The sequence below is a fragment of the Amycolatopsis sp. 3B14 genome, assembly GCF_050958625.1.
In the GTDB taxonomy this organism is placed as follows: Bacteria; Actinomycetota; Actinomycetes; order Mycobacteriales; family Pseudonocardiaceae; genus Amycolatopsis_E; species Amycolatopsis_E thermoflava.
The window spans coordinates 1-12504 of the sequence record NZ_JBHZEN010000060.1 but is presented as its reverse complement, the minus strand read 5'-3'; the positions used below and the strand labels follow the sequence as shown (position 1 = coordinate 12504).

Genomic DNA, 12504 nt, shown 5'->3' with positions numbered 1-12504 from the left:
CGATAGAGATCCGATGTCTCCGCCGTCAAGGCTCGCGCGTGGCCGGAAAGGTGGCCTAGGATCTTGGCGAGCTCGATGAAGAGACCCGACCAATACCGTGAGGAAGTGAACCGTGCACCTCGTCCGCCTCGGTCCCGTGGGCCAGGAACGACCCGCTGTCGTCGCCGGCGGCACGACCTACGACCTGACCGGGCTGACGGCCGACGTCGACGGCGCGTTCCTCGCCGGCGACGGGATCGCGGCGGTGCGGGCCGCTCTGGAGGCAGGCGAGCTGCCGGAACTGCCGGACGCCGACACGCTGCGGGTGGGCGCGCCGATCGCGCGGCCCGGCGCGATCATCTGCATCGGGATGAACTATGCCGAGCACGCCACCGAGTCGGGCTCGGCTCCGCCGGACGTGCCGATCATGTTCCTCAAGACGCCGAACACGCTGGCCGGTCCGCACGACCCGGTGACGATCCCGCCCGGCAGCGAGCGCACCGACTGGGAGGTCGAGCTCGGCGTGGTGATCGGCAAGCGGGCGCTGTACCTCGACTCGCCGTCGCAGAGTCTCGCGCACGTCGCCGGTTTCGTGCTCGGCAACGACGTCTCGGAGCGGCAGTACCAGCTCGTCGATTCCGGCGGGCAGTGGAGCAAGGGCAAGTGCGCGCCGGGGTTCAACCCGCTCGGGCCGTGGCTGGTGACGCCGGACGAGGTGGACCACACCGGGCTGCGGTTGCGCAGCTGGGTCAACGGCGAGCCGCGCCAGGACTCCACGACCGCGGACATGATCTTCGGGGTCGAGCACCTGGTGTGGCACCTGAGCCGGTACCTGGCGCTGGAACCGGGCGACGTGATCATGACGGGCACGCCGCAGGGCGTCGCGCTGTCCGGGAAGTACCCCTACCTGCGGCCGGGGGACGTGGTGGAGCTGGAGATCGACGGCCTGGGCAGGCAGCGTCAGGAGTTCGTCGCGGCGGAGGTGGCGTGATGGGCGAGTTCGACGGGCTCGTTGCCGCGGTCACCGGCGGGGCGTCGGGGATCGGCGCGGCGATCGTGGCGGCGCTGCGCGAGCGTGGCGCGCGGGTGGCGGCGCTGGACCTGACCGAGGTCGAAGACGGCGTGCGGGTCGACGTCACCGACGACGAGTCGGTGCGGCAGGGCATCTCCGCGGTGGTGGAGCGTTTCGGCGGGCTGGACATCGTGGTGAACAACGCGGGCATCGGGGCGCAGGGCACGGTCGCCGACAACGACGACGCGGAGTGGCTGCGGGTGCTGGACGTGAACCTGCTCGGGATGGTGCGGGTGAGCCGGGCGGCGCTGCCGCACCTGCGCCGGTCCCGCGCCGCGGCGATCGTGAACGTCGGCTCGATCGCGGCGACGGCCGGGTTGCCGCAGCGCGCGTTGTACAGCGCGTCGAAGGGCGCGGTGGCGGCGTTGACGCGGGCGATGGCCGCCGACCACCTGCGGGAGGGAATCCGGGTCAACTGCGTGCACCCGGGCACGGCCGACACGCCGTGGATCGGGCGGCTGCTCGAGCGGGCGGACGACCCCGCGGCGGAGCGCGCGGCGCTGCAGGCGCGGCAACCCCACGGGCGGCTCGTGTCCCCGGCGGAGGTGGCGCACGCGGTGGTGTACCTGGCGAGCCCGCTGGCGACGTCGACTGCCGGAGTGGGCGTAGCCGTGGACGGCGGGATGCAGGACCTGCGGCTGCGGCCGCGGTGAGTCCGGGGCCGCCTTCGCCGCGCGTGCTCGCCGTGGGATTTCGCTGGTTTCGCAGGAACGCGGCGGTCTGGCCGTGTGTCTGGTGGCCGCGGTGAATGCGTGCCGCTGCTGGGCGGCCCGCGTCCGGCAGGTCGGGGTCCGCACTCGGGCGGGCCGGTCCGCAGCCCCCGCCCGCCCTCACTCCACCAGGGTCTGGCGCAGCCACTGCTCCACGCCGGCGATGTGGACCGTCGCGGCGGCGCGGGCCACGTCGGGTTGCCGGGCGGCCAGCGCGTGCAGGATGGCGCGGTGCTCGGCGAGCGTCCGCTCCGCCACGCCCTCCTGCGTGATGCCCCGCCACGTCCGCGCCCGCTGCGTGCGCCCGGACAGGCTTTCCAGCAGCGAGGCCAGCACGGAGTTGCCGCAGCCACCCGCGATGCGGCGGTGGAACTCCAGGTCGTTCTCCACCAGCTGGTCCACCGTGGGCCGGTCGCCGAGCGAGTCGAGCAGCTTCGCGAGGTCCTCGAGGTCGGAGTCGGGCATGTGCCGCGCCGCCATCTCGGTCACCGCGGGTTCGATGACGCGGCGGGCCTCCAGGAACTGCAGCACGGTGTCGTCGCGGTGGAAGTCCACCACGAAACCCATCGCGTCCATCAGCAGCGACGGCTCCAGGCTCGTCACGTACGTCCCGTCGCCGCGGCGCACGTCCAGCACGTGGATCAGCGACAACGCGCGCACCGCCTCGCGCAGGGAGTTGCGCGACAGGCCGAGCCGGTCGGCGAGGTCGGCCTCCCTGGGCAGGCGGTCGCCGGGGCGCAGCTCGCCGTCCACGATCATCTGCTTGATCGCCTCGATGGCGTCGTCGGTGACGGACATGCCGCTCAGCGTTCCTTCCCGGCCAGCTGCCCGGTGAGGCTCCACAGCAGCGGCAGCCCGTCGTCGGCGCCGGAGTAGTCGTCCGGCGTGGCGTGCAGCGGCCCGACCGTCTCCTGCCAGCGGACGTTGGCCGGGTGGTCCCGCAGCGCGTGCCGCATCCGCCGGTAGTCGTCGACCTCGACGAGGTGGAACAGGTGCGTGCCGTCGCGCCAGATGCGCCAGTTCCGGACGCCACTGCCGACGAGTGCGGCCACCACATCGGAGGGGATGGACCGGTGCACGGCCTCGTAGTCCAGCTCCGAGCCCGGCTTCAGCTCCGTGTGCAGCGCGATCTCCGGCATACCCGCTCCTTGTCCACGACGTAGACGCAGGATACATCGGATCTTTCGTGGATCAGTGGAGGATGTTCACGGCCCGCGCGACGACCAGCACCACCAGCACGAGGGACACCACCGACTGGGCCAGCATGGTGAGCTTCGCCCACGGCTTCAGCGGCAGCACGTCGGTCGGGCTGAACGCGGTCGCGTTGGTGAACGCCAGGTACAGGTAGTCCACATAGGCCGGTTCCCAGTCGCGCGGTGCGAGCCCGGGGCTGGTCATCTGGGGGAACAGCAGGTCCGGGTACTCCTGGGTGCCCGCCGCCCGCGCGGCCGGGCCACCCCGGTCGAACTCCCAGTACCACAGCGAAAACACCACGACGTTGGTGAGGTAGACACCCGCCCCGGCGGCGAGCAGCGGGCCTGCCTGGTCGCCGATCGAGCCGTCGAGGATGTGGCCGACCAGGAGGACCGCCGAGCCGGCGTTGCCCGCGCTCACCACCAGCAGCAGGGACAACGCCACCTTGCGCGCGTGCCGGTGGTCGCCCGCCGCCCGGCCGGGGCCCAGCGCCACCAGCGTCAGCAACAGCAGCGCCGACAACCCCGGCAGCAACCAGCCCGGCTGGATCACCAGGCGGTCGGGGAGGAGCACCTGGACACCGATCACCGCGGCGATCGTGACCGCGGCAGGCCACCGGTGCGCCCCGGCGGTGGCGCGCCGCCACGCCGGCAGTTCACCGCTGTCGTGCGAACTCATGCGCGGATCATCCTCCACCGGCCGCGCCTGGCCGGTGCAGGATCAGCTTTCGAGTTGGGGCAGCTGCTGCGGCAGGCCGATGAGCGGCGCGAGCGGGTCGCCCGCCTCGGCGACGCGGTCGAGGACGGTGCGGACGGTCCAGCGGTCCGGGCGCAGTGCCGGGTCGTCGAGTTCGTCCCAGGTGATGGGGACCGACACCGGCGCGCCGGGCACCGGGCGCGGGCTGAACGGGGCGACCAGCGTCTTGTTGATCGCGTTCTGGGTGTAGTCGAGGCGGGCCAGACCGCCGCGCTCGTTCTTGTGCCACCGCCAGCTGACCAGGTCCGGCAGCACGCGGCCGACGACCCGGGACAGGGCCTCGACCCAGTTGCGGGTGTCGGTGAAGGTGTAGCCGGGGGCGACCGGCACCCAGATCTGGATGCCGCGCTGCCCGGTGACCTTCGGCATGCCGCGCAGGTCCAGGTGGTCCAGCGCGGTGCGGTAGAGGCGAGCGAGTTCGACGATGTCGTCGAAGCCGGTGGTGGTGCCCGGATCGATGTCGATCAGCGCCCAGGTGGGCTGGTGCACGTCGGGCAGCCGCGAGGTCCACGGGTGCAGCTCGACGCCGCCGAAGTTGGCCATCCACACCAGGGCGGGCACGCTGTCCAGCACCGCGTAGCACTGCGTCTCGCCGGGGCCGGCTTCGGTGTTGTGCCAGCGGTTGAGCCACTCCGGGGCGTGGCCGGGCACCTCCTTGTGCCAGAAGCCGGGCCGGTCCACGCCGTCGGGGTAGCGGTGCGCGTTGACCGGGCGGCCGGCGAGGTAGGGCAGCATGAACGGGGCGATCCGGGCGCTGTAGCGGATGAGTTCCCGTTTGGTCACCGGAGGTTCGCCGCCCGCGCCGGGGAACAGCACCTTGTCCAGGTTGGTGAGTTTGAGGCGGCGCCCCGCGATCGTCCAGGTGCCCGACTTGCCCATCTCGTCCAGCGCGGCGAGCTCCTCGTCCGACGGGGGAGTCCACTGTGGAGCCAGCGGCACCTCGGCCTCGGCGGCGGGCACGCCGCTGCGCCACATCGCCTCCGGCGCGGCGGCGACCTCGTCGTTGGTTCGGCCGGACTTGACCGACCGCGGCAGCTCCTCGGGATCCCAGCCGGGCCGGGCGTCGTCGTCGTGCTTGTGGATCAGCAGCCACTGCTCCTTGCCCCGGCGTTCCGTGCGGACGAGGGCGAACCGGCCGGCGAGCTTCTCGCCGCGCAGGTCGAAGTGCAGCTCGCCGTCGTCGATCGCCCGGGCCGGGTCGGCGTCGTCGGCGGGCTCCCAGGTGCCCCGGTCCCAGACGATGACGTCGCCGCCGCCGTACTGGCCCTTCGGGATGACGCCCTCGAAGTCGGCGTACGCCAGCGGATGGTCCTCGACGTGCACGGCGAGCTGCCGCACGCCGGGGTCCAATGTCGGCCCCTTCGGCACCGCCCAGCTCGCGAGCACGCCGTCGACCTCCAGGCGGAAGTCGTAGTGGAGCCGCCGGGCGCGGTGCCGCTGCACGACGAACCGCCGGCCGGGAGCGCCGCCCGCCCCGGCCCCGGCAGGCTCAGCGGTGACCGAGAAGTCCCGCTTGGCCCGGTACGAGGCGAGCCGGTCGGTCTTCCGTCGGGCAGTGCTCACGTCAGCGTGAGTACCCCGGCGGGTCCGAGCCCATGCTCCGGGCTCCGCGATCAGGACAGCGGCGCGGCGGAGGTGACCAGCGGATCCGCCGGCCGGAGCAGGCCGGGCCGTGCGGCGGCGAGCCCGCACACCAGCTCGGGCACGACCAGCAGGAGCAGCAGCCAGATCGAGGCGTGCCAGCCACCGGTCGCGGTGTGCAGCAGGCCGAAGGTCAGCGGGCCGGTGGCGGCGAGGAGGTAGCCGCCGGACTGGGCCATGCCGGACAGCCGCGCGGTGATCGCGGCCGTGGGGGACCTCAGGTTGAGGAGGGTGAGGGCGAGCGGGAACGCGCTGCCGGTGGCGATGCCGAACACCGCGGTCCACAGCCAGCCCGCCCCGGGCGCCACCAGCAGGCCGCCGAGGCCGAGGACCATCAGCGCGGCGACCGCGAGGACGAGCGGGCGCTGGTCCCGCATCCGCGCGGCGACGACCGGCACGGCGAACCCGAGCGGGATCCCGATGACGATGATGACCGAGTTCATCGTGCCCGCGGTGGCGGCCGGGAACCCGTGCTCGCGCATGATCTGCGGCAGCCACGACGTCAGCGTGTAGAACATCAGCGACGCCATGCCCATGAAGACCATCACCGACCAGGCCAGCGGCTCGCGCAGCAGCGAGCCCGCGGCCTGCTGAACGGGTTCGGCCGCGCGCCGGCGGGTGAGCGGGCCCCACGCGAGTGCCGCGACGAGCGCCGGGACCGCCCACGCGACGAGCGCGAGCCGCCAGCCGCCGGCCTGCTCCAGCGGCACCGCCAGGCCCGCGGCGGCCGCGCCGCTGACCGACATCAGCATCATCGCCAGGCCGGTGAATGTGCCCGCGCGGCCGGGGAAGGCGTGCTTGACGACCGCGGGCACCAGCACGTTGCCGGTGGCGACCCCGGCTCCGGCCAGCACGGTTCCGGCGAACAACGCCGCCCGGCCGGGGACCGCGCGCAGCAGGAGCCCGGCGGTGAGCACCACGAGCGCCGCGGTGATCGCCGCCTCGGTGCCGATCCGGCGGGCCAGCGCGGGCGCGAGCGCGGAGAAGAGGCCCACGCACAGCTCCGGCAGGGTGGTGAGCACGCTGACCTCGACGCCGCTGAGGCCGAACTCCTCCCGCAGCTCACCGAGCACCGGCGGGACGCCGGTGATGGCCGCGCGCAGGTTGAGGGCCAGCAGCACCAGGCCGACCACCAGCCAGATCGCCCTCACCGGCGGGCGGACCAGCGGACGAGCGCGGCGGCGATTCCGGTCGCCACCACGGTTTCGGCGAACAACGACAGCCACACGGTGATCATGCGGGCACCTCCTGGTTCCAGCGTGCGTCGCCGGACCGGGTAGGTCCAGGTTGTGTTTCCGGACATGACCGTGAAGAATCAGCTACATGATTGACCTGCGGCGGCTCCACGTGCTCCGCGCGGTGGACCACTACGGCACCGTGCGGGCGGCGGCGGAGGCCCTGCACTTCACGCCGTCGGCCGCGTCGCAGCAGATCCGCCAGCTGGGGCGGGAGCTCGGGGTGGCGCTGCTCGAACCCCACGGCCGCCGGGTGCGGCTCACGCCGGCGGCGCAACGGCTACTGGCGCACGCGGACGAGATCCAGGCGCGCTGGGAGGTGGCGGAGCGGGACCTGCGCGCCGACGACGACCAGCCCGCCGGGCTGCTGCGGCTGGCCGGGTTCCCGGGGGCGGTGAGCGCGCTGCTCGCCCCGGCCGCTGCCGCGCTCGCCGCCCGTCACCCGCGGCTGACCCCGCGGATCCGCGAGGCCGAGGCCGCGGACTGCTTCGACCTGCTGTTCGACGGCGACGTGGACCTGGCGGTGGTGGAGGCCAAGCCGGACGAGCCGCCACGCGACCGGGCCCGGTTCGACCAGCGCTCGCTGCTGGACGACCCGTTCGACCTGCTGGTGCCGGCGGGCCACCGGCTCGCGGCCCGGGAGCGGGTGGAGCTCGCCGAGGCCGCGGACGAGCCGTGGATCGTGCCCGGCGCGCCGTGCACGTGCCGCACCCACGTGCTCTCCGCCTGCGGCGCGGCCGGTTTCACCCCACCGGTCGCCCACGACGCGGTCAACTGGGAGGCGACGATCGCCCTGGTGGCGCACGGGCTGGGGGTGGCGCTGGTGCCGAGGCTGGCCCGGGTCCCGGAGACCGCCCCGGTGGTCCGGCTGACGTGCGCGGAGGAGCCGCGGCGGAAGATCCTGACGGTGACGCGGCCGGGCGCGCGCGGCGACGCCGCGGTGGCCGCAGCCCTGGCGGAGCTGGAGCGGTTGGTGCCGGCGCTGATCGCCGCGTGAAGGTGGGGTTCCCGGGTGACTTGCCGAGCGCGCTCGGCGACGCCGCGGTGGCCGCCGCGCTAGCCGAGCTGGAGCGGTTGGTGCCGGCGCTGATCGCCGCGTGAAGGTGGGGTTCCCGGGTGACTTGCCGAGCGCGCTCGAGTCGGGGCGGCCGCGGCCCTGGCGGAGCTGGAGCGGTTGGTGCCGGCGCTGATCGCCGGGTGAAGGTGGGGTTCCCGGGTGACTTGCCGAGCGCGCTCGAGCCGGGGCGGCTGGTGCTATCGGGTTCTGGTCACCCAGTCGCCTGTCGTCGCACCATCTCCGTGATCCACACCGGTGCGTAGGGGGATGTGCAGTTCGGTGGGGTGGGGTAGTCCTTGAGCACCTCGAGGCGCTCGCCGATGCCGATGGCCCGGTCCCGGTGCTCCGGGTGGGAGATCCCGATCTGCGCCAGGCAGTGGTTCATCGCCCACTGGAGGCGGTCCGGGGCGTCCTTCAGCTCCGCCTCGATGACCTCCAGCAGCTTCCCCAGGTCGAGCCCCTCGGGCCGCTTCGCGACGCGGTCGGTCGTCAGCGCCCACCCGGCGCTCGCGACGACCGGGTCCGCGTCGGCAAGCCAGGCCAGCCGCAGGTCCTCCGCGTGCGGGCTCTTCTTCACCACGTAGTTCACGAGCCAGTCGTGCACCTTCGGCGCCCGCGCCTCGCGCAGCATCGTGTCCAGCTCGGCGCGCTCGAACGCCTTCGGGCGGCAGATCAGCAGCGCCAGCAGCCGCGCGGCGGTGTCGCCCGTCGCCCACAGCTCGCGCGCCAGGTCGTGCTGCGTCTTCAGCCGCTTGGCGATCGCGCGCAGCTTGCCCAGGTTCACCCCGTGGTCGTCACCGTGCTTCTCGTTGACCGCCCGCGCCTTCGGGTCCTCCAGCGCGGCCAGCTCGGCTATCAGCTCCGCCACCATCACGCCACCCTACCGGCGCCGGTACACCTGCCGGCCCGCGAACCACGTCTGCTCGGCCCGCGTCCCGGCCAGCTGGTCGGCGGGCACGGCGAACGGGTCGCGGTCGAGCACCACGAAATCGGCCGACTTGCCCGGCACCAGCGAACCGGTGACGTCGTCGACGCCCATCGCGCGCGCCGCGCCCAGCGTGTACGCGTGCAGGGCCTCGTCGAGGGTGAGCGCCTGCTCCGGCCACAGCTCGCCGGGATGCGTGCCCGTCGGGTCGGCCCGCGTCACCAGTCCCTGGATGCCCGGCCACGGGTCCGGCGAGGGCACCACCGGCCAGTCCGAGCCGCCGGCGACCAGCACCCCGGCGTCGACCAGGTTCCGGTTCGGGTGCAGCTTCTCCGCCCGCTCCCGCGGCACGCACGCGCAGATCGCGTCGAAGATGACGCCCGGGAACCACAGCGCGGGCGACAGGTCGGCGGTCACCCCGAGTTCGGCCAGGCGCGGCACGTCCTCCTCGGCGACGTACTGCCCGTGCGCGATGTGGAACTTCGCGTCATCGTGCCCGGCGGCGCGCACCGCGGCCACGGCGTCCAGCGTCATCCGCACCGACGCGTCCCCGGTGCAGTGGATCTTCGCCGACATGCCCTGCCCGGCCACCCGCAGCAGCCAGCCGGTCAGCTCGTCGGCGGTCATGGTGGTCTCGCCGCGCCAGGACGGCCCGTGCACGTCGTCGGGCAGGTACGGGCGCAGGAAGGCGGCGGTCTTCGACGTCGGAACCCCGTCGAGGAAGATCTTGACGAAGTCCGGCCGGTGATGGCCGCTGCGGTAGTCCTCCCGCAGGTCGATGAGGTCCTGCCCGAGCGGGTGCGTGCCGAAGATCTGGTCGTTGACCTGCAGCGACGTCACCACCCACGCGTCCAGCCGCCCGGTGTCGTCGAGGTGCTTGAGCGCCCGCAGCATCGGCAGCGACGCGGCGGCGTCCTGGAAGGCGGTGATCCCGAACGAGTGCAGGATCTCGATGCCCCGCAGGGAAGCCCGGGCGTCCTGCTCCACATCGGACGGCGCCGACGCCGCGTACGCCCGCTCGACCGGGATCAGGGCGGACTCGATGAGCAGCCCGCTGTCCGCCGAAATTCCCGCGCGTGCCAGCGCGGCGGAGGACACCCAGCGGTTGTGGCAGCTGTCGTCACGCAGCAGCACCGGCCGTCCGCCGCAGGCCTCGTCGAGCGCCGCCAGAGCGTCCGGTGTGGACAGTTGCGGGATGAGCGTGCTGCCCCACCCGCCGCCGACCACCCACCCGTCCGGCGGCAGCTCCGCCGACCACGCGCGGATGGCGCTCAGCAGGCCGGGCAGGTCCTCGGTGCCGTCGAACTGCAGCTCGAACAGGTCGGCGCGGCCCGCGGTCAGGTGGTGGTTGTGGACGTCGGCGAGCGCGGGCATCAGGAACGCGCCGCCGTGGTCGACGACGGAGTGATCACCGCCGTCGTGAGCCGACAGCAGCTCCTCGCCGCCGACGGCGGTGATCACCCCGTCGGTGACGACGAGGACCGAGGCCTCCGGCCGCGCCGGGTCGAGCGTGCGGATGCGGGCGTCGCGGTGGATCTGGACGGACACGGGAATTCCTCCACTCAGTCGCAGCAGTGTGATCCGCGGGCCCGCGGCACGTCGAGGGCGGGGTTGCGGTCGAAGAACCCGACCGGTTTGAGCTTGAAGCCGGTGTAGTCGACCGGCATGATCGGCCAGTCCTCCGGGCGGGGGAAGTGCGTGAGGCCGAAGGTGTGCCACACGACGAGGTCCTGCCCGTCGAGGTCGCGGTCACCGGCCACGTAGGCGGGCAGCCCGGCGCCACCGGGGTGCTGGTTGACGAAGTCGCCTGCCGCGTAGCGCTGCGCGGGGTCGTAGCGGGTGACCCAGAGGTGCTTGGTGGCGAACGTGGCGCGGGCATGGATGGACGACGCGTCGTCGGCGAGCAGTTCGGGGTTGCCTTCCGGGACGAGTGCGTAGGCGACGGGGTCGCCGAGGCGGTTGCGGGAATCCGGGTTGGTGATGTGCCAGACCCGTCCGCGCCGGTTGTCGGCGAGCCGCTGTGCTTCGGATTCCTTCCGCAGCGGCGTCTTGCGGAGTGTGAAGGCGTTGCCGCGCGGGTTGTCCGGCCCGATCGGCACCCGCTCCACGTCGACCTCTTCGACCAGGTTCGACGGCCCGTCCACGGCCATGTCCAGCCGCGCGCTGAACAGGTGCTGGTGGTACGGGGCGCCGAGGCCGGGCGCGAGTTCGGAGGCGTAGGGGTAGCCCTTGCCGGGGTAGGCGGAGGTGAACACGACGCCGGTGGCCTTGGCCTCGCACTCGATCGTGCCGTCCAGGTAGAGGTACCAGTAGAAGCCGTAGTCGTAGTTGCCGATCGTGGTGAAGAACGAGATCACCATGCGGCGCTGGCGGCGGGTCTCCGCCGAGCCCGCCCACAGGTCGGTGTGCTTCCAGAGGATCCCGTAGTCCTCCTCGTGCAGGCAGATCGCGTTGGGCAGCACGCGGGGGTGGCCGAACTCGTCGGCGATCACCGCGTCCAGGTAGGTGATCTCGCCGAGGCAGTCGCAGCCGAGTTCGAGCGCGTTGGCGTAGCGGCCGATGAGGTACTCGCCGGTGTCGAAGTAGTTCTGCCACGAGCGGACGGGGGAGGGGTCGGCGTAGGGCACGACCATCTCCGAAATCGAGGCCCGGTGCACGATCGGCCGGTCCCGGTCGCCGTCGCGGAACGAGATCTCGTGCAGGACAAGGCCTTCGCGGGCGTCGAAGCCGATCCGCAGCGACCAGTTCTCCCACCGCAGCAGGTGCCCGTCGAGGGTGAAGCTGGGGCCGTCCGGTTGCGTGATCTCCAGCGGCTTCTGGGAGGTCCGAAGTGGACCGGTGACGGCGGGGTCGTCGAAGTTGCCCGGTTCGGCCGGGATCGGCACCGGGCCGAGGTCGATCACCCGGGTGACCTCGCGGGCCAGGACGTCGACGAACCCGACGAGCCCGTCGACCGGGTGCGCCCACGCGTGGTCCGCGGGGTGTTCCTGCACGAACGCCAGGCCGCGGAGGATGCGCCGCCCGGTCTCCTCCGGGTAGTCGAACACCCCGGCCGACAGCGGCGCGACCCGCACCTTCGCCACGTCCAGGTCGCGGGCGGCCAGCGCCGCCAGCCACCGCTCGTCCTTGGCGAGCACCTCCTCGACCAGGGCGAACTCCTCGTCCAGCACGGGCAGCTGCCCGTCCACGGCCGGGTCGAGGGCGCGCCGCGCGACGACGGACGCCGCGGTGAGCGACACCAGCACGTCCTGGCCGCCGGTGACGTCGTGCAGGAGGACCCGCGCCACGCGCTCGGACCGGTCGGTGTCCTTGGCGGGTTCTTCGAGGCCCAGGTAGACGACCCGGGCGCTGTCCGGGAAGAGGCCGGCGTCGGCGAGGACGCGGCGGGCGGTGGTGATCTCGTCGGCCGTCAACGGGTCGAGCGGGTGCGGAGGCATCGTCGGGCTCCTTTTTTCTCCACTTGTAGACGAAAGGGTGAGGCATCGTCGCCGCGAACGCAAGAGCCCGTTACCGTGAAGGCATGCCGAAGCAGGTCGACCACGCCCAGCGCCGCGCGGAGATCGCCAACGCCGCGTGGCGGGTGATCGCCGAGCGGGGCATCGACGCGGCCACCATGCGGGCCATCGCCGACGAGATGGGCATGGCCAACGGCGCGCTCAAGCACTACTTCCCCGGCAAGAACGCCGTCATCCGCACGGCCTTCACCCGCGTGGTCGACAACACCGACGCCCGCGTGCGGGACCGGCTCGGCGACGCGACCGGGCTGGCCGCGCTGCGCGTGTTCTGCCACGAGGTCATGCCGGTCGAGGACGTCACCCGGCAGGAGGCCCGCGTCGTGCTGCCGTTCTGGCAGCGCGCGCTCGCCGACGCCGAACTGGAGTCGGTCTACGACGCCGCGATGGCCGCCTGGCGCGAGCGGATCGGCGGGGTTCTCC

Annotated in this window: 12 protein-coding genes; 4 read left to right on the top strand and 8 right to left on the bottom strand. The window is 73.0% G+C overall.

Features of this window, described 5'->3' with window-relative positions; all coding sequences use genetic code 11:
* The first annotated feature begins 112 nt into the window (after window positions 1–112).
* Complete coding sequence (locus ACCP09_RS30470) at window positions 113–970, top strand: fumarylacetoacetate hydrolase family protein (RefSeq protein ID WP_433752104.1); 858 nt, start codon at window positions 113–115, stop codon at window positions 968–970.
* Complete coding sequence (locus tag ACCP09_RS30465; RefSeq protein WP_123686914.1) at window positions 970–1704, top strand: SDR family NAD(P)-dependent oxidoreductase; 735 nt, start codon at window positions 970–972, stop codon at window positions 1702–1704. Before ACCP09_RS30470 ends, ACCP09_RS30465 begins: the two co-directional genes overlap by 1 nt.
* A gap of 177 nt (window positions 1705–1881) precedes the next feature.
* On the opposite strand, the gene ACCP09_RS30460 is transcribed toward ACCP09_RS30465, so the two are convergent.
* From ACCP09_RS30460 to ACCP09_RS30440, 5 genes are read right to left on the bottom strand one after another with little or no spacing between them, the layout of a single operon-like run.
* Complete coding sequence (locus ACCP09_RS30460; RefSeq protein WP_020419175.1) at window positions 1882–2559, bottom strand: FadR/GntR family transcriptional regulator; 678 nt, start codon at window positions 2557–2559, stop codon at window positions 1882–1884.
* A gap of 5 nt (window positions 2560–2564) precedes the next feature.
* Window positions 2565–2900, bottom strand: coding sequence for an L-rhamnose mutarotase (locus tag ACCP09_RS30455; RefSeq protein WP_433752101.1), 336 nt, complete (start codon window positions 2898–2900; stop codon window positions 2565–2567).
* Between the two features lie 52 nt (window positions 2901–2952).
* Window positions 2953–3633 carry a DUF1345 domain-containing protein gene (locus ACCP09_RS30450; protein WP_027929922.1) on the bottom strand — a complete coding sequence of 227 codons (681 nt, stop codon included), beginning with the start codon at window positions 3631–3633 and terminating at the stop codon, window positions 2953–2955.
* Window positions 3634–3675: 42 nt separating this feature from the next.
* On the bottom strand, window positions 3676–5274 hold the full coding sequence (locus ACCP09_RS30445) for a DNA polymerase ligase N-terminal domain-containing protein (protein WP_433752099.1): 1599 nt from the start codon (window positions 5272–5274) through the stop codon (window positions 3676–3678).
* Window positions 5275–5324: 50 nt separating this feature from the next.
* Window positions 5325–6503: a CynX/NimT family MFS transporter gene (locus tag ACCP09_RS30440; RefSeq protein WP_433752097.1), complete on the bottom strand. Its 1179-nt coding sequence runs from the start codon at window positions 6501–6503 to the stop codon at window positions 5325–5327.
* A 172-nt stretch (window positions 6504–6675) separates the two neighbouring features.
* On the opposite strand from ACCP09_RS30440, the gene ACCP09_RS30435 reads away from it, so the two are divergent.
* A complete protein-coding gene (locus ACCP09_RS30435; RefSeq protein ID WP_433752095.1) occupies window positions 6676–7584 on the top strand; it encodes a LysR family transcriptional regulator in 909 nt (302 codons plus the stop codon).
* A 271-nt stretch (window positions 7585–7855) separates the two neighbouring features.
* Here the strand turns inward: ACCP09_RS30435 and ACCP09_RS30430 are convergent, their stop codons facing one another.
* Genes ACCP09_RS30430 through ACCP09_RS30420 form a run of 3 tightly spaced genes read right to left on the bottom strand, consistent with a single transcriptional unit; the run spans window position 7856 to window position 12069 of the window.
* Entirely contained in the window at window positions 7856–8515 is a 660-nt protein-coding gene (locus tag ACCP09_RS30430; RefSeq protein WP_433752093.1) for a DNA alkylation repair protein, read from the bottom strand.
* A 9-nt stretch (window positions 8516–8524) separates the two neighbouring features.
* Window positions 8525–10117 carry an amidohydrolase gene (locus ACCP09_RS30425; RefSeq protein ID WP_433752091.1) on the bottom strand — a complete coding sequence of 531 codons (1593 nt, stop codon included), beginning with the start codon at window positions 10115–10117 and terminating at the stop codon, window positions 8525–8527.
* 14 nt (window positions 10118–10131) lie between these two features.
* Window positions 10132–12069, bottom strand: a complete 1938-nt coding sequence (locus ACCP09_RS30420) for a primary-amine oxidase (RefSeq protein ID WP_433752089.1) — start codon at window positions 12067–12069, stop codon at window positions 10132–10134.
* A gap of 20 nt (window positions 12070–12089) precedes the next feature.
* On the opposite strand from ACCP09_RS30420, the gene ACCP09_RS30415 reads away from it, so the two are divergent.
* Window positions 12090–12504: TetR/AcrR family transcriptional regulator (locus ACCP09_RS30415; protein ID WP_433752087.1), on the top strand; the 415-nt coding region annotated here is incomplete at its 3' end.